Here is a 17507-nt window from a genome sequence, read left to right on the forward strand (position 1 = left end):
AACCACCCCTCCCCGCACGGAAGGGGCGGCTTTTTCTGTTCGTTTTTCCAGTGACTTAAGGCGCTCGTCGGTCGAGGAAAATGCGGCGCCAGACCCGCGTTTCTCAACGCGCCCCGCCGGCGATCAGAACGGAATGTCGTCGTCCATGTCGCTGTTGCGGCCACCGGCCGGAACCGGCCGGCGCGGCGCTGGTGCGGATGACGGCCCACCGATGCCGAAATCGCCGCCTGGCTCGTCGGCAAAGCTGCCGCCGCCACCGCCGCCCCGGCCATCCAGCATCGTCAGCGTCGAGTTGAACCCCTGCAGCACCACCTCGGTGGAGTACTTCTCGACGCCGCTCTGATCGGTCCATTTGCGGGTCTGCAGCGCGCCCTCGATGTAAACCTTCGCGCCCTTCTTCAGATACTGCTCGGCAACTTTGCAAAGCCCCTCGTTGAAGATGACGACGCGGTGCCACTCGGTCTTTTCCTTGCGCTCACCTGTCGCCTTGTCGCGCCATGTCTCCGAGGTCGCGATGCTGAGATTGGCAATCGGCCGCCCGTCCTGGGTGCGCCGAATCTCGGGATCCTTGCCGAGATTGCCCACCAGAATCACTTTATTCACACTTCCCGCCATCACACTCTCCCGCGGCTCGAATTCCTGGACCGGTGCCCACCGGCCGATCGGCATGCGGCGGCTGGGGTCCTTCCTCAGTCGGCGGACCCTATACGCTTGTCGCGCCGGCGACCCGCCTTCTCCTTGATTATCCACATATAGCAAGCCGTCGCGCCACGTTCCAGCTTTGTTCGAATCCTATTCCCACAACCATGCGTAGAGTTCCCGTTTGAGGCGAAATTTGACCAAATTCCCGCCGGGAACCGGAATAAAGTTCCATGGCATCCCAGATACTTAAGCACTTTCATTAACTTATGATGCCATCAGAACTCCCATTTCGCGACCAGGGTGTGGCTTTTTAGCGACAGCATTTTGAGTTGAATCGCGTATCCTGCACAAGCAATGACAAGCCGCCTCGGCGGTCGGACAGATTTGTTAGTTGGCGCTTTCCGGGGGACCCAAATGAAAGCGCGCAATGCGGGAGAACTTCTGATGAGAAAGATTTTACTTGGTGCCGTGAGCTTGATCGCCCTGGGACTGGTCACGCCTGCAAGTGCCGCCGACCTCGCTGCACGTCCATACACCAAAGCCCCACCTCCGGTTGCGCCGGTGCTTTATGACTGGAGCGGCTTCTACATCGGCATCAACGCCGGCGGCGGTTCGAGCCATAAGTGCTGGGATCTGGTTTCCACCGCAGGCTTCGGTACGCTGGCGACACCGTTGGACGAGGGTTGCCACGACGCGACCGGTGCGACGGCCGGCGGCCAGATCGGCTATCGCTGGCAGATGGCGAGCTGGGTGTTCGGCGTCGAAGGCCAGGGCAACTGGGCCAACTTCCGTGGCAGCAACGTCAATCTGCTGGGCGGCACCGCGCTTGTTGCCGCAGGCCTCACCGATCAGTCCAAGATCAACGCATTCGGCCTGATCACCGGCCAGGTCGGCTACGCCTGGAACAATGTTCTGGTCTATGGGAAGGGCGGCGTCGCGGTTGTCGGAGACAGGTTCAGGACCTTCAACGTTGTGGGCACCCTCGTCGACTCCGCTGACAACACCCGCTGGGGTGGAACCATCGGCGTCGGCCTTGAATACGGCTTTGCTCCGAATTGGTCGGTGGGCGTCGAATATGACCACCTCTTCCTTGGCCGGCATACCGTCGACTCGGTCACGCCGGCTGGCGCGTTTTCTGCCAGCGATCGCATCAAACAGGATGCCGATATCGGCCTGGTTCGGCTGAACTATCGCTTCGGCGGCCCGATCATTGCCCGCTACTAAACGCGCAAATCCTCTTCTCGGAAAGGCCGGCTTCGCGCCGGCCTTTTTGTTGGTTGCCGGTTTGGTTCGACGCCCCCTTGGCTGGGAACTGCGCGATGCGTGGAATATTGCTGGGGTCGCGTCGCCCCGCCGATGACTGGCGCCATCCAAGATCGGTTGAAGCCTGGACCAAGATGCCGTGGTACGCGAATGGCCCGGCTTTCGCCGCTGATTGGGCGCCATTGTTGCCTTTCGGACACAGCATCATGGGTTGAATCGTCGTATATTCAATCGGAACGCGAGTGCGGCCAACACGAACACCCGCGCTTCCGAGCGCACGTAACGAAGCGCGCAAATTTGAAAGGGTATGCAATGAAAAAGTTTTTGCTTGGTGCTGTTAGCCTGATTGCTCTTGGACTGGTGACGTCGGCCAGCGCCGCCGACCTGGCCGCCCGGCCCTACACCAAGGCGCCACCTATCGCCGCACCGCTTCCGCCCACTTGGGCCGGATTCTACATCGGTGTCCAAGGCGGCGGCGGCTGGGGTCGCAGCAAAGAGACCTTCTTCGGCGCGCCGAACACGGCAATCTTCGTGGGCACCCAGAGCTACAACACGTCCGGCGGCTTCGTCGGTGGCGTAGCCGGTTACAATTGGCAGTTCGGGAACTACCTGATCGGCATCGAGGGCGACTACCACTGGTCCGACATCAGCGGCCGCTCGGGTGTGGTCAATGCAGGTCTCGGCGACACTTACTTCACCAAGCTGCGCAGCTTCGGCGACATCAAGGGCCGCGCTGGCTGGGCGAACGGCCCGTGGCTGCTCTTCATCAGCGGCGGCGCGGCTGTCGGCGACCTCCAGCATCGCTACGACGCAGCCCTCAATGGCGGTGCGGCCAACTCCTTCTCTCAGAACGACTGGCGTTGGGGATGGACCGTCGGCGCCGGTGGCGAATACATGTTCGCCCCGAACTGGTCGGCCAAGCTCGAATACAATTTCATCGATTTCGGCAAAAGCACGATCCAGTACTCGCCTGTTCCGACCAATCGTTCCGAGTGGAAGGATACGGTTCACACCGTCAAGGCCGGTATCATCTGGCACTTCAACGGACCGGTCATCGCCAAGTACTGATTGCGTACTGATTGCGCGGCAAATACCAATTCCGGAAGGCCGGCCTCGCGCCGGCCTTTTGTTTGCTACCGGCTTGACGCGACAGCTGTGGAACTTGGCTAGTCGTTGTGGCATTTCGGTGACGGCCACTGACAGGGAAAACGGCTATAGACCCCAGCGGCGGGGGGTGTTGGTGTGCGTGCGGGCGTCGGACGGGACTTGGGGACTGCGATGTGGGGAATGTTGCTGGGGGCGGCAACGTTGCTGGCGCTGGGGGCGGCGCCGGCGATCGCAGCCGATCTGCCCGCGCGCACCTACACCAAAGCGCCTGCCATGCTCGCCGCCATCTATGATTGGGGCGGGTTCTATGTCGGCCTGAACGCCGGGGGCGGCTCTGCCCACACCTGCTGGACGAACACGGCAACAGGGACCTCAGAGGGCTGTCACAACGCCACTGGTGCTCTCGCCGGTGGCCAGATCGGTTACCGCTGGCAGAACGGCGCCTTCGTCTTCGGCCTCGAAGCGCAGGGCAACTGGGCCGATCTCAAGGGCAGCAATGCCAGCCAGGCCTTGGCAGCGACCACCAATCAGACCAAGATCGACTCCGTCGGCCTGTTCACCGGCCAAGTCGGTTACGCCTGGAACAACACGCTGTGGTACGTGAAGGGCGGCGCGGCCGTGGTCGGCGACAAATACAACGGCTTGGCGACAGTTGCGGGCACCGTGTTCGATCGCGCCGCCGAGACCCGTTGGGGTGGCACCGTCGGCACCGGCATCGAGGTCGGCTTTGCGCCGAACTGGTCGGTCGCCGCGGAATACGACCACATCTTCATGGGCAACCGCGCGCTCAATTTCTCCGGCGTTCCCGCTGGTGCGGCCTCGCGCGGCGAGACGGTGAGCCAGGACGCGGACCTCGCGACGTTGCGCGTGAACTACCGCTGGGGCGGTCCGGTCGTCGCGAAGCACTGACAAGTAGCTGCCCTGCTCTCAATCGCCAGGATCGGCCGCGATCGAGCTGACGAACAACAAACTTGTTTGCCGTAGTTCGACCCCGGTGCGCCGTAGCGTTTCGCCGGTGCGCGAAACGCTTACCAATCCTTAAGCACGATCAGCAGCTTCCGCTCGATGCAGCACGGCGGTGACAGCTTTGAAAGGCGACTTCGTTAGAATTCTGCTCCAGCCACTTGGGTGGGACCGGACTGTGGGGTCCGGAAGAGGATCAATGGGACTGGAGACGACAATGAAGAAAATGCTGTTTCTGACTGCGAGCTTCGCGGCCGTCGGGATCGCGCCTGCTTTCGCCGCTGACCTGGCTGCGCGCTCTTACACCAAGGCTCCGCCGGCCTACGTGACGCCGCTGCCGACCTGGGCCGGCTTCTATATCGGCGCGAACGGTGGCGCCGATTGGAGCCATAATTGCTGGACGCTGAACAACGTTGCCGGCGTGCCGCTGGCGGTCACACAACCTGAGGGCTGCCACAACGCCACCAGCGGCGTGGTCGGCGGACAGATCGGCTATCGCTGGCAGGCCGCGAGCTGGGTGTTCGGCCTCGAAGCACAGGGCGACTGGACGGACCTGAAGTCCTCCAATGTCAGTACGGCAGCGCTGGCCGCGGGCGTCACCAACCAGACCAAGACCGATGCGATCGGCCTGTTCACCGGTCAGGTCGGCTACGCCTGGGGCAACGTGCTCTGGTACGTGAAGGGCGGCGCTGCCGTCACCCACAACAAGTATCGCGGGCTGGCCACCTTGACCGGTGCGGAGATCGATTCGGCGAGCGAAACACGCTGGGGCGGCACCGTCGGCACCGGCCTTGAGTATGGCTTCGCCCCGAACTGGTCGGTGGCGCTCGAGTACGATCACCTGTTCATGGGCAGCCGCAACGTCAGCTTCCCGGCCACCGCCGTCGCCAATGCCCGCACCGACACGATCAAGCAGGACGTGGACATGGCGACCGTGCGCGTCAACTACCGCTTCGGCGGCCCGGCGCTGACCCGCTACTGATCGATCGCGCAGCAGGTCGAATTCAGAGGCCGGCGTCACGCCGGCCTTTTTCGTCGGCCGGGCGGCGGCCGTTTCGGCCCCCTGCAGAAGATGTGGCTGAGCTGCAAAGCCTTTCCGGTTTTTGCTCCCAATGGCGTGCTTTGGACACGACTGTGGCCCGGAAGTGACGGTTTTTCGAGCAGACCTCGGTTATAGCGGTTCCGTCAATCTGAACGGGTACGTTCCTGTCACACCTATGGCGGGAGCGACGAGGAAGAATGGGACTGAAAATTATGAAGAAAATTCTGCTGACGACTGTGGCCTTTGCCGCGCTGGGAATGGCCCCTGCCGTCGCCGCTGACCTGGCCGCGCGCACCTACACCAAGGCTCCGGTGATGGCGCCGCTGCCGACCTGGGCCGGCTTCTATCTGGGCGGCATGGGCGGCTATGCCTCTGAGAACAGCGGCAGCCCGTCGATCAAGGGCGGCTTCGCTGGCGGTACCTTGGGCTACAACTGGCAGGCTGGCAGCCTGGTTTATGGTCTCGAGACCGACGCGGCTTGGGCTGACATCAACGCATCGGTTAGCGGGCTCGGCCTGACTCTCACCGACAAGATCGACAGCACCGGCACCGTCCGCGGCCGTATCGGCTACGCCTTCAACACCGTGCTGCTGTACGGCACCGGCGGCTACGCCTGGGCGAACAACAAGCTCTCGCTCACCACCCTCGGTGCGACCGCGTCCGAATCCAAGTTCCTGAGCGGCTGGACCGTCGGCGCTGGTGTCGAAGTTCTGTTCGCTCCGAAGTGGTCGGTCAAGGCCGAGTACCTCTACAAGAGCTTCGGCGGCGAGACCTACTTCGGTGTTCCGTCCGGCGACCTCAACCTGCACTCGGTGCAGGTCGGCATCAACTACCACTTCTAAGAATCGCTGGCCTTTACGGGCCACGGTCGAAGCCTCCGCTCCCGCGAGCGGAGGCTTTTTCTTTGCGAGTTCGCCTGTCTGTGCCAGGTGGCTCGATTGGCGCTGCTGCCACGGACTGCCATTCCGCCAGCGCATTGTTGATGATTCGCGGACGGCACTGGAAATCCACCGCCGTTCTTCCTACGTTCCAGGTCTACCTTCTCCTTTGGCGTCCGATGGCCGGTTCCCGGCGGAGCGCGCCTGAACCTGAGGCGTGCGGGTCTGCGCGCCGCAACGATGGCGCCGGAAGCCGCGCCGTGGGACGAATCGCAATGGATGAAGTGCTTAAGGCCAAGCAGCGTCAGCAAGGCAACCCGTCCAGCCTCCGCGCCATCACCATTCGTGGCGCGCGCGAGCACAATCTGAAGAACATCGACGTCGAGATCCCGCGCGACAAGCTGGTCGTGTTCACCGGCCTGTCCGGCTCGGGCAAATCCTCGCTCGCCTTCGACACCATCTATGCCGAGGGCCAGCGCCGTTACGTCGAATCGCTCTCGGCCTATGCGCGCCAGTTCCTGGAGATGATGCAGAAGCCGGACGTCGACCAGATCGACGGCCTGTCGCCGGCGATCTCGATCGAGCAGAAAACGACCTCGAAGAACCCGCGCTCCACCGTCGGCACCGTCACCGAGATCTACGACTACATGCGACTGTTGTGGGCGCGCGTCGGCGTGCCCTACTCGCCCGCCACGGGGCTGCCGATCGAGAGCCAGACCGTGTCGCAGATGGTCGACCGCGTGCTGGCGCTGCCCGAGGGCACCCGGCTCTATCTGCTGGCGCCGGTCGTGCGCGGACGCAAGGGCGAGTACAAGAAGGAGCTCGCCGAATATCTCAAGAAGGGCTTTCAGCGCGTCAAGATCGACGGCGCGTTCCATGAGCTGGCCGAGGCGCCCACGCTCGACAAGAAGTTTCCGCACGACATCGACGTCGTGGTCGACCGCATCGTCGTGCGCTCCGACATCGGCCAGCGGCTCGCCGAGAGCTTCGAGACCGCGCTGAAGCTGGCCGAAGGGCTGGCGGTGATCGAGTTCGCGGATGCCCCCGCCTCGGCGCCGGCCGAGGAGAAGAAGAAGACCGCCAAAATCCACGACAAGAGCGGGCCCGAGCGCATCCTGTTCTCGGAGAAGTTCGCCTGCCCCGTCTCCGGCTTCACGATTCCCGAGATCGAGCCGCGGCTGTTCTCCTTCAACAATCCCTATGGCGCCTGCCCGGAATGCGGCGGCCTCGGCGTCGAGCAGCATGTCGATGCCGATCTCGTCATCCCCGACAAGGATATCACCTTGCGCAAGGGCGCCATCGCGCCCTGGGCCAAGTCGTCGTCGCCCTATTACCTGCAGACGCTGACCGCGCTCGGCAAATTCTACAAGTTCACGCTCGACACCAAGTGGAAGGACCTGCCGAAGAAGGTGCAGAACGCCCTGCTCCACGGCTCCGGCGACGACGAGATCAAGTTCACCTATGAGGACGGCGTCCGCTCCTACGACACCAAGAAGCCGTTCGAGGGCGTCATCACCAATATCGAGCGCCGCTTCCGCGAGACCGAGAGCGAATGGGCGCGCGAAGAGCTCGGCAAATATTTCAACGACGTGCCCTGCGCCGCCTGCAACGGCTACCGGCTCAAGCCCGAGGCGCTGTGCGTCAAGGTCGCCGGCAAGCACATCGGCGAGATCAGCAATCTCAGCGTCAAGGCTGCCGGCGAATGGTTCGCCGACGTTCCGGAGAGCCTGAATGCGCAGCAAAGCGAGATCGCCGCACGCATCCTGAAGGAGATCCGCGAGCGTCTGACCTTCCTGCTCGACGTCGGCCTCAATTATCTGACGCTGTCGCGCTCCTCCGGCACCCTCTCCGGCGGCGAGAGCCAGCGCATCCGCCTGGCCTCGCAGATCGGCTCGGGCCTGACCGGGGTGCTCTACGTGCTCGACGAGCCCTCGATCGGCCTGCACCAGCGCGACAATGCCCGCTTGCTCGACACCTTGAAGCGCCTGCGCGACCTCGGCAACACCGTGATCGTGGTCGAGCATGACGAGGACGCCATTCGCCTTGCCGATTACGTGCTCGACATCGGGCCCGGCGCCGGCATGCATGGCGGCCACATCATCGCCCAGGGCACGCCCGCCGAGATCATGCGCAACCCGAAATCGCTGACCGGCAAATATCTCACCGGCGAGCTCGAGGTCGCGGTGCCGGAGCGGCGCCCGCCGAACCATCGCCGCACCATCAAGGTGGTGAACGCGCGCGGCAATAACCTCAAGAACGTCTCGGCCGAGATTCCGCTCGGGCTGTTCACCTGCATCACCGGCGTCTCCGGCGGCGGCAAGTCGACCCTGCTGATCGACACGCTCTACAAGGCAATCGCCCGCAAGCTCAACGGCGCCAACGAGGCGGCCGCGCCGCACGATCGCATCGAGGGGCTGGAGCATATCGACAAGATCATCGACATCGACCAGTCGCCGATCGGCCGCACCCCGCGCTCGAACCCTGCGACCTATACCGGCGCCTTCACGCCGATCCGCGAATGGTTCGCCGGCCTGCCGGAAGCGAAGGCGCGCGGCTACGAGCCCGGCCGCTTTTCCTTCAACGTCAAGGGCGGCCGCTGCGAGGCCTGCCAGGGCGACGGCGTCATCAAGATCGAGATGCACTTCCTGCCCGACGTCTACGTCACCTGCGACGTCTGCAAGGGCAAGCGCTACAACCGCGAGACGCTCGATGTGCTGTTCAAGGGCAAGTCGATCGCCGATGTGCTCGACATGACGGTCGAGGAAGCCGCCGAGTTCTTCAAGGCGGTGCCCCGCGTGCGCGAGACCTTCAAGACGCTGCACCGCGTCGGGCTCGACTACATCCATGTGGGACAGCAAGCCACCACGCTGTCCGGCGGCGAGGCGCAGCGCGTCAAGCTCGCCAAGGAATTGTCGAAGCGCGCGACCGGCCGCACGCTCTACATCCTGGACGAGCCGACCACGGGCCTGCACTTCCACGACGTCAAAAAGCTCTTGGAGGTGCTGCACGAGCTGGTCGCGCAGGGCAACACGGTGGTGGTGATCGAGCACAATCTCGAAGTCATCAAGACGGCGGACTGGGTGATCGATCTCGGCCCCGAAGGCGGCGACGGCGGCGGCGAGATCGTCGCCTGGGGTCCGCCGGAGGACATCGTCAAGGCGCCGCGCAGCTACACCGGGCAGTTCCTGAAGCCGGTGCTGGAAAAGTCATCGAAGCCGAAGAAGCGCAGCGGCAGTGCCAGCGAAGCGGCGGAGTGAGGATGCCCGTAATTCATAAAGAAGTCGAAGGCCTCGCCGGATTGCTAACAGAAACGCTAGGCATCGCTGAGCAGCTTAGCCCGGACTCCTTCTTGTGGTTCCGAGGCATCGCTAACAGCAACCACTCTTTGTTGCCGAAAATCATGAGAGAAGGGCGAAGTTCTGATCAGGTTTTTGAACGGGAACGAAGACTGCTGACGAGATTCCGTCAAAGGAGCATGGCTTACTGGCCTGCGGGCTACCCTCAAAGCGATTGGGAGCATCTATTCGCCATGCAGCATTATGGAGTTCCGACGAGACTCTTAGATTGGAGCGAAAATCTATTCGTTGCGGCACATTTCGCACTTGCCGCATCCTCCACAGCAGAAGCGGATCATCCACCTGCCATTTGGTGCGTGGATCCAATCGCATGGAATAGAGCCATGCCGGTCCTCTCTGAATACGGCGATTCCATCCACGTCCTTACCACCTCAGACGAGGAGATCGAATCTTACCGTCCTGAAACTACGAAGCGTAGAAACAAATCGCCTGTCGCGATCTTCGGAACACACAATTCGAGCCGGATTGTTGCCCAACGAGGAACATTCATGGTTTGGGGAAATGACGTTCGCCCACTAGAATTGTTCGCGGCGGAAACCGAAGGACTTCTATGGAAATTGACAATTCAAGGCGACAAGTCACGCCTGTCGCAAGATCTAGCTACCATCGGATTCCGTGAAACAATGGTCTTTCCTGAGTTACCCGCCTTGGCGGTTGAGTTAAGCCGAACTGAAGGATGGAGATCGTAGTAATGCCCAACGATAGAGCGCTCGAAACGCAGATCGCTGAAGCAAGACGATCCATCTCCTCAGATGGCTATCCGATGAGCATTGGCGAGCTCACCAGCTTGTACCGCAATGGAGAGTTGATAATACGACCAGAGTTTCAGCGCCTTTTTCGTTGGTCTACTCTCCAGAAATCGCGACTAGTGGAGAGCATATTGCTCGGGATTCCACTGCCTTCTATTTTTGTTGCGCAGACGGAGGACGGTAAGTGGGAATTAGTAGACGGACTGCAGAGAGTTTCGACCATCCTTCAATTACAAGGAGAATTGATCGATCAGGAAGGCAAGCCGTACAAGACGCTAGTGATGGAGGGCACGACCTATTTGCCAGCACTCGAAGGAAAGGTCTGGCAGACTAAAGTTTCTGCCCAATCATTATCGGAAGCTCAACGCTTAGACATCAAGCGGTCCAAGATCGACATAAAAATCATAAAGAGAGATTCCTCTCCTCAAGCAAAGTATGACTTGTTTCACCGACTAAATAGCTACGGAACCCCCTTAACGCCGGCGGAGCTACGGTCCTCCTTACTCGTTGCCGTCTCACCAGAGTTTTTCACCCAAATCGAAGAGATGGCGCAATATCCGAGCTTCACCGATTGTGTCTCACTCAGTGAGCGCTTGATCGAAGAGAGATTTGACCTTGAACTGGTTACAAGGTTCTTGGTGCTTCACAATTGGCCATCTGATAAGCTCAATAATGCGACGTTGCGCGACCTTCCCAAGGTACTAGATGACGCGATGGTGAATGTTGCGATGAGTAGCCAAGCGAATAAAAATAAGCTGAAGAAGATTTTTGAGGCGACATTTGATCTGATCGCCGCGAACGCAGGTCAGCAGCTATTCCGACGGTGGGAAACTTCCAAGAAAGATTTTACGGGTTCCTTCCTGCTTTCCGCATTCGAACTCTTCGCGCTTGGCGTAGGCTATCACATTGCGAATAAGCAGCCAGTAATGAACGACCTCTTAGGGGCCGCGAAGAAGGTCTGGGCTATGCCAGAGATGCAGGCTGGATTTGCGACTGGACGCTCTACCGAATCTAGGCTCTTGGACCTTATCCCTTTGGGAAGGAAGGCCACCGCAGCTTAGCCCCGTTGAAGCTGGCCGCGACCTGCTCGATGCAGATTCTTAATCAGGCGTTCAACGTCCAAGTCGGCCCTGACCGCGAGCGACTACGCGAGCGAGACAAGTTCTGTCAAAGAACCGCCGCTCGATCGCGGGCGGCGGGTTTCGTTGAGCACTATTGGCTCCGACTGATGTCACCAAGGCTGGTAGCGATAGACGCCCGTCACCGTGCCGTTGTTGTTGCCCTGGGGGCCGACGTCGCCCTGGGTCGAGCCCGGAGTCGGGTGGTTCGTGCCGTTACCGTAGGTGCCGTAGCCGTTCCAGCCATAGCTCCGGTAATAGGTCGGCCGCGGCGGGACGGCGTCATAGCTGTCAGCCGGGCCGGCGGCATAGCCAGGACCGGGAACCCAGGCCATCGAGTCATAATGGGCATAGCCCTGCGCGAACGCGCCGGCGGTTCCGGCGATCAGGGTTGCGGCCGCCACTGCGGCAAATTGTGTCTTGCGTAGCATGTGAATGCTCCTTTGGCTGTGTGACAGGTCAACCGCTGCACCGCGGGAGCGTTCCGTCTGCCACCGCACAAAAGACGTGAGCGAAGGTGATGGGCCGTGATGATGATCTTACTTTCGCAACATGGGACAGCGATCAGACCCTCATTGCCTGCCGCATGCGAACTGTCGTCCCGGCCTTGAGCCGACTTTCCAGACACAGGGACCTATGATCACCGCCGCCGCTGTGTTGCAGCGACATCTCACGTCCAACGAGAGCTCCGGGATTATGGGTCCCCGCGCACGCGCGCCTTCGCAGCAACAGTGCAGGTGTGGCGGCGACGAAGGCGCGATCGGATCGCTGGGAGCTGACCATTCTTCGGCTTGTCACGCGCGAAAGAGTAACGTAGCTGTCCAACGAGAGTCTCGCCTGCCCTTGATGCCCTATTCCCTCGCCATCTTCGATCTCGACGGCACGCTGGTCGACAGCTTCCCTTGGTTCGCGCGCACCGTGAACCTGGTTGCCGACCACTATCGTTTCCGCCGCGTGCAAGAAGAGGACGTGGAGACGCTGCGGCACGCCTCGACCCGCGAGATCCTGGACTTCCTCGAGGTGCCGATGTGGAAGCTGCCGCTGATCGCGCGCCACATGCGCAAGCTGAAGACTGCTGCTGCCGCGACCATTCCGTTGTTCGATGGCGTCGACACCATGCTCGGCGCGCTCGTGGCCAACGGTGTCACTCTCGCGCTGGTCTCCTCCGATACGGAAGCCAACGCGCGACAGAAGCTCGGGCCGCTGGCCGCGCTGTTTGCCGATTTCGATTGCTCTGCATCGGTCTTCGGCAAGGCACAGAAATTTCGCCGCGTGCTGAGGCGCGCCCGGCTCGAACCGGCGCAGGCGATTTCGATCGGAGACGAGATCCGCGACATCGAGGCCGCGCGCGCCGCCGGCATTACCTGCGGCGCGGTCACCTGGGGCTATGCGGCGCGACCAGCGCTGATCGCGCACCGGCCTGATGTGGTGTTCGAGCACATGGAGGAGATTGCGGTGGCGGTTGTCGGACTTCAAAGAGCGCCGTGCCCACCATGCTTGCCGTGGCGAAGATAGGCGGCACGCTTCGCTTTGCGCACCCTACGGGACTGTGCCAAGTACGCTTGCGCGGCGCCCTCACCGCCGCAGAAACGCCCCGAACGCGCGCGGGCCGTCACCCACCTTGACCTCGCTCACTACTTTCAGCTCAACGGCATCGATGATGCTGAGCGTGTTGCTTTCCCAGTTCGCAACGATGATGCGCTGGCCGTCACCCGTTGCCGCGATTCCCTCCGGATAGTCGCCGACGGTGATGCGCTTGAGCGGCTTAAGGCTCGCCAGGTCGAACACGCTGACGGTCCCGTCGTACTGGTCGGTGACGAAGGCTTTGCCTTGCGCGAGCGCGACCGCATAGGGCCTTAGCCCGACCTTCACCCGCCCGACCTCGCTGTTATCAGCAAGGTCGATCACCGAGACATCGTTGGAGCCGACATTCGCGGTGTAGGCACGCCGGCCCTCGGCATCGATGGTGACGCCGAACGGCCGTGTGCCGACCTTGATCACAGCCTTGCGCTCGCGCGTCGCGGTGTCGACGACGGAGACGCTGTCATCGTCGCGGTCCGCTGACAGCAGCAGCTTGCCGTCCGGCGTGAGCGCGAGCCCCGAGGGCGAGGCGCCGACTGCGATGCTCGCGACCACGGCTCGGGCTTTGGGATCGACGACACGGATCGCCGCCGCGTACCAGTCCGCGACATAGACCTTGGCACCGTCCGGCGCGACCGCAACTCCGAGAGGTCCGCCGCCGACCTCGATCCGCCCCGTCACCTGCCGTGCCGCCGCATCGACGATGCTGACAGCCTTGTCGTCGGGACTGGTCACGTAGGCAAATCGGCCGTCGCGCGCCACCGCGACCCCGGCCGGCTTGCCGCCGATCGGAATCGTGGCCAACGGCCGCAACGTCGCGAGATCGACCACGGTGAGGTCATCGCTGAGCTGATTGGTGACGAACGCTTCCTCCGCCTGCACCGCGCCAGAGAGCACGAGGCAGACCGCGATCAGCAGAGCCCGCACCGGTCAGCTTCCGCTCTCGACCTTCTTCTTCAGTCCGTCGAGGCCATCATGATAGAGGTCGGTGACCGCCTTGATCGCCGCCTCGTCGCTCAGCTCCGGCGGCGGATCGTTGTTGGGATATCCGCGATAGAAGGCACCGGCCCATTCGACCAGGCTGCCCTTGCCGTCGGCGCTCGGCGACACCGTGATGGTGGACGAATAATTGGTCACCGGCAGCACCTTCACATCGACAGCGGTGATCCGGTAGGAATAGCTCATCTTCTCGGCGTCGTATTTGTAGAGTTCCTCCTCGATCGTGGCGCCGGTTTTGAGCGTGAGGCGTCGCGTCGCGCCGATCTCGTTGCCCTTCTCGCCTTCGGTCTTAGCGACGGGGCCAAGCCAGCTCATGTCCTGGAAATTGCCGATCACGGCCCACACTTTGGCCGGCGGGGCGTTGATCTCCACGTGCTCCTGGACCTTGCGCCGGGTGGGGCCGTGCGCCCACGCTGCCGTCAACGCCGTCGTGGCCACCGCAACTGCCGCCAGCACCGCGACGGCCCTGGCCATTGTTACCCTCATATCGCTTCCTCGATCGTTCTTGTTACGCCGCGCCGAGCGCGTCCTGCCATCATCTTACAGGCGATATCGGCGCCGCAACAAAAAAGTCACGGACCGCAATCATCTCGGCACGGCCCGGTGACCGCAGTGCGGTTCAATTCGCGCCGCAGCAGCGCTTGTATTTCTTGCCGGAACCGCAGGGGCATGGCTCATTGCGGCCGATCTTCCGCCCAGGGACGAACGGGGCGGGCTGATCGGCAAGGCTGCGTACCGGTTCGGGCTTGTTCAGGCGATGCCTATATAAGGCCACGATCCATTGCGGGATCAGCCTCGGCGCTTGCCGCGTCAAGCGCGCGACCTCATCCTCCGGCAGCTCATGGCGGTTCTCGCGGGCGATATCGGCCAACATGAACAGGCCCGCCGTGGCTGCGGTTACTTCGCCCCCGACATCGAGAAGCTTCGTCCACGCGCCGCGACGCAGATCCATGGCCGCCGCGAAGCCTTCCATCCACAATTCCCACGACACGTCGCCATTGCGCTCATCGATGGGAAACAGCGGCCGATAACTTTCCGGCTGTCGCGCAAGGGTAAGCGCGACATCGTCGTAATAGTTCGTGACCAGGCCGAGAACCCGATTGGCCTGGTCGATCGTGTCGAATACCGACGTGGGCCCCCCGGTCATGCCGAAAGCAACCGCGAACCATTCGCCGATCGGAACCGGCTCGGGACAGACCAGCAAGCCGGCGATGAAACCGTCGAGCTCTTCGAGCACCATCGCCCGATCGTCGAGCGCAAGCAGGATGTGCTCCAACTGGTCGCGGCGGCTCTGATCCAGCATGCTTGCTCGTCCGTTCTTATTCAAATGTACGACTCTTTCCGCGACGGGGTGGTTTGCCCGTCAGGCGCGTGGACGCGCAAATCGCCGCTTCGCGACGTCTTCGATAGCGAAAACGATCTGCGCCGAAAACCTGATTTCGCGAAGTCGTCCAGAGCGATCGCCCTTGTGCGGTCCTGCCGCGAAAATATTTCACTTTCGTTTTTTCAGAATTCATGCATACTCATGTCATCCCGCCTCACATGAGGGACGCTTCGCGATCGTCACGAACGTCGAGTGCGGGCTGCGATGGGGCGCATCGGATTGCAGCGTGACTGATCTCATGCCGACGAACAATCCCGATGCGCACGGTCAAGCCGTGTGGTCCTGGCGTCCCGGTGCTGACGCCCGCGCAACGCGTCAGCGTTGTCGCGACGCGATGATGCTTCGCATCACGCGGAGACGGGGGCAAGAAAGCCGGTCCCCGGGGAGAGCTCGGAGCAGCCGCTCAAACCATCGCGCAGGGAAGGCCGGAGCGATCCGGCTGAGCCTGTGGTTCCTGCCCCGTGCACTTCTTCACGCACGGGGGCCGCGGGTATCAGTCGATGCCCGGCCTTCCCTGCTCCCTCTTCTTTCGAGGGGAGCGAACGCCGATGCAAAACCCGGGCGTGATACGCCGCGGGAAGGACTGGTCGTATGTCTCCGTCATCGCGAGCAGCAAAGCGACGAAGCGATCCAGAGCCGTCGTATGGTCCTCGATTGCTTCGCTCGCAATGACGGCGAACTGAGCAAGCTCCTCTCGACACGGCAATTCCAATGCATGGCGTCGCAACCTCACTCCGCGAACACCGCCTCCACGAAGCCTTGCGGATCGTCGCAGAATTCGCGCATCGCCTTGAAATGATCGGTGTCCTGCACGCGCACCGGCACCAACCCGTATTTGGTCAGGCGCAGCAGTGTGGCGTTGGGATAGGCCATGAGGATCGGCGAATGCGTCGCCATCACCACCTGGCAGTAGCCGGCCTCGTCCATACGCCGCATCAGTTTGAGAAATTCCATCTGCCGGCTCGGCGACAGCGCCGATTCCGGCTCGTCGAAAATGTAGATGCCCTGCCGCTGACAGCGCTCTTCGAAAAAGCGCAGGAATCCTTCGCCGTGGGAGTGCGACAGAAAATCCGGCCCATATCCGACCGCATCCAGATATCTCGCGACGGAGAAGAAGGTCTCGGCGCGAAAGAACCAGCCCTTGGTGATCTTCGGCAGCCAGCTTGCCCGCAACGCCGTCGACAGTTCGCCGCCCATGATCTCAATCGCTTCGGAATGATCGACGGGGCGATAACCCTTGCCGCCGCCGGCCTCGTCATAGCCGGCGAGCGCCGCGATGCCTTCGAGCAGCGTCGATTTGCCGGTGCCGTTCTCGCCGACGATGATCGTGATCGCATGCGAAAAGCGAAGCTCGAAATCGTCCTGCAGGAACGGCAGGCAGAACGGATAGGCGGTGCGATCGGGAATGCGGGACGGATCGAGCCAGAGCCGTTTCAGGTACGGCGCGGGCAGCCTGATCTCACGTTGCTTCCTGGCCATGCCGCAGTCCCCGCAACCTCCGAAAAATGTAAGGCACAATGGCACCTTCAATGGAACAAAACAAGAACTAACGCGGAGGTCCTACTCCAAAACCTGCAGTACCAGTTCCATCGTCATTAGCACTGGATTGTCGCCGCGGAGCAGCCGGCCTTGGGACAACGCACCGGTGTAGTCGACCAGCGCGACCTCGAGGGTGGCCTCTGGTTTTCCGCTCTCGCCGGGGACGATCGCACCGGAGGTTACGGTCAGTTCGGTTGCGAACGCCTCGACCGCGCTGCGGTCGGCAAAGCGCGCGCCGATGGTGGAGCCGACCCCGCCGCAGATGCGAGCGCTGTTGATGTCATGGGCGCGGCAGAACTCTTCCAGGCTGACCGCAAAATCCTGGTTGGGCCGCAGCCGCAGCGCGAACGCGCGGCAGGTCGTCTCCGCATCGCTCGGCGCGACTTGGACCGGCCCGAACAGCTTGAAGTTGGTCTCCGGATCAGCTTCGGCGATGAAGACCGCGCGGTCCAGGCCGAAGGCGTCGACCACGAACGGCTCAGCCACGATCGTCTCCTCAGGGAGGATATGCCCGCCGCCCTTGCGGCCGTCCTCTTCCGTCCACAGCGCATGGCAGTGGAAGAACGGCGCATCGTCACGGATCCCCAGCGTCATCGTCGCCGTCGAGAGCCGTGTGATCCCAGACGGCCGGTACGTCTCGCTGTAAAACGCCGCATGCTCCGGCGTTTGCGAGAGCGCGGGCATCACATAGGCCAACGGACCGAGTGCGCCGCTGGCGATATTGGCGACACCACCCGCAAAGCCGTAGGCGGCAAATCCCTGCCGCACCGCTTCCAGCAGCGACAGACCGGTTGGGACCGTGAAACTGAACGCACGGCCGCGCGCTGCAACCCACTGGATGCGCTCCGCGACCGGCGGCCCGGGTTGACGAACCTGACGCATCGCG

At 62.2% G+C, this 17507-nt stretch carries 16 protein-coding genes; 9 read left to right on the forward strand and 7 right to left on the reverse strand.

Annotation, left to right across the window (positions count from 1 at the left end):
• Positions 1–123: 123 nt before the first annotated feature.
• Positions 124–615, reverse strand: a complete 492-nt coding sequence (locus QX071_RS18645; protein WP_315704295.1) for a single-stranded DNA-binding protein — start codon at positions 613–615, stop codon at positions 124–126.
• 471 nt (positions 616–1086) lie between these two features.
• On the opposite strand from QX071_RS18645, the gene QX071_RS18650 reads away from it, so the two are divergent.
• The 8 genes from QX071_RS18650 to QX071_RS18685 all read left to right on the forward strand — a co-directional run bounded on the left by QX071_RS18650 (position 1087) and on the right by QX071_RS18685 (position 11061).
• On the forward strand, positions 1087–1866 hold the full coding sequence (locus QX071_RS18650) for an outer membrane protein (protein ID WP_315704090.1): 780 nt from the start codon (positions 1087–1089) through the stop codon (positions 1864–1866).
• Between the two features lie 351 nt (positions 1867–2217).
• Positions 2218–2973, forward strand: coding sequence for an outer membrane protein (locus QX071_RS18655; protein WP_315704091.1), 756 nt, complete (start codon positions 2218–2220; stop codon positions 2971–2973).
• Between the two features lie 210 nt (positions 2974–3183).
• Complete coding sequence (locus tag QX071_RS18660) at positions 3184–3921, forward strand: outer membrane protein (protein ID WP_315704092.1); 738 nt, start codon at positions 3184–3186, stop codon at positions 3919–3921.
• Positions 3922–4192: 271 nt separating this feature from the next.
• Positions 4193–4957 carry an outer membrane protein gene (locus tag QX071_RS18665; protein WP_315704093.1) on the forward strand — a complete coding sequence of 255 codons (765 nt, stop codon included), beginning with the start codon at positions 4193–4195 and terminating at the stop codon, positions 4955–4957.
• 272 nt (positions 4958–5229) lie between these two features.
• Entirely contained in the window at positions 5230–5859 is a 630-nt protein-coding gene (locus tag QX071_RS18670; RefSeq protein WP_315704296.1) for a porin family protein, read from the forward strand.
• A gap of 311 nt (positions 5860–6170) precedes the next feature.
• The gene (gene uvrA, locus QX071_RS18675) at positions 6171–9152 is read left to right on the forward strand and encodes an excinuclease ABC subunit UvrA (RefSeq protein ID WP_315704094.1); all 2982 of its coding nucleotides are present in this window, start codon (positions 6171–6173) and stop codon (positions 9150–9152) included.
• Positions 9153–9154: 2 nt separating this feature from the next.
• Complete coding sequence (locus tag QX071_RS18680; protein ID WP_315704095.1) at positions 9155–9940, forward strand: FRG domain-containing protein; 786 nt, start codon at positions 9155–9157, stop codon at positions 9938–9940.
• 2 nt (positions 9941–9942) lie between these two features.
• Positions 9943–11061 (forward strand): DUF262 domain-containing protein, encoded by a 1119-nt coding sequence (locus QX071_RS18685; RefSeq protein WP_315704096.1) that lies wholly within the window; start codon positions 9943–9945, stop codon positions 11059–11061.
• Between the two features lie 170 nt (positions 11062–11231).
• On the opposite strand, the gene QX071_RS18690 is transcribed toward QX071_RS18685, so the two are convergent.
• Complete coding sequence (locus QX071_RS18690) at positions 11232–11549, reverse strand: hypothetical protein (RefSeq protein WP_315704097.1); 318 nt, start codon at positions 11547–11549, stop codon at positions 11232–11234.
• A gap of 415 nt (positions 11550–11964) precedes the next feature.
• On the opposite strand from QX071_RS18690, the gene QX071_RS18695 reads away from it, so the two are divergent.
• Positions 11965–12633 carry an HAD-IA family hydrolase gene (locus tag QX071_RS18695; RefSeq protein WP_315704098.1) on the forward strand — a complete coding sequence of 223 codons (669 nt, stop codon included), beginning with the start codon at positions 11965–11967 and terminating at the stop codon, positions 12631–12633.
• A gap of 60 nt (positions 12634–12693) precedes the next feature.
• On the opposite strand, the gene QX071_RS18700 is transcribed toward QX071_RS18695, so the two are convergent.
• The 5 genes from QX071_RS18700 to QX071_RS18720 all read right to left on the reverse strand — a co-directional run bounded on the left by QX071_RS18700 (position 12694) and on the right by QX071_RS18720 (position 17503).
• Positions 12694–13626, reverse strand: coding sequence for a YncE family protein (locus QX071_RS18700; protein ID WP_315704099.1), 933 nt, complete (start codon positions 13624–13626; stop codon positions 12694–12696).
• Between the two features lie 3 nt (positions 13627–13629).
• Positions 13630–14184, reverse strand: a complete 555-nt coding sequence (locus QX071_RS18705; protein ID WP_315704100.1) for an SRPBCC family protein — start codon at positions 14182–14184, stop codon at positions 13630–13632.
• Positions 14185–14317: 133 nt separating this feature from the next.
• A complete protein-coding gene (locus QX071_RS18710; RefSeq protein WP_315704101.1) occupies positions 14318–15001 on the reverse strand; it encodes a UPF0149 family protein in 684 nt (227 codons plus the stop codon).
• 810 nt (positions 15002–15811) lie between these two features.
• On the reverse strand, positions 15812–16561 hold the full coding sequence (locus tag QX071_RS18715) for an AAA family ATPase (protein ID WP_315704102.1): 750 nt from the start codon (positions 16559–16561) through the stop codon (positions 15812–15814).
• An 81-nt stretch (positions 16562–16642) separates the two neighbouring features.
• Positions 16643–17503 carry a PCC domain-containing protein gene (locus QX071_RS18720; RefSeq protein ID WP_315704103.1) on the reverse strand — a complete coding sequence of 287 codons (861 nt, stop codon included), beginning with the start codon at positions 17501–17503 and terminating at the stop codon, positions 16643–16645.
• Positions 17504–17507: the final 4 nt, after the last annotated feature.

This window comes from Bradyrhizobium sp. SZCCHNS1022, from assembly GCF_032484835.1.
Taxonomy (GTDB): Bacteria; Pseudomonadota; Alphaproteobacteria; order Rhizobiales; family Xanthobacteraceae; genus Bradyrhizobium.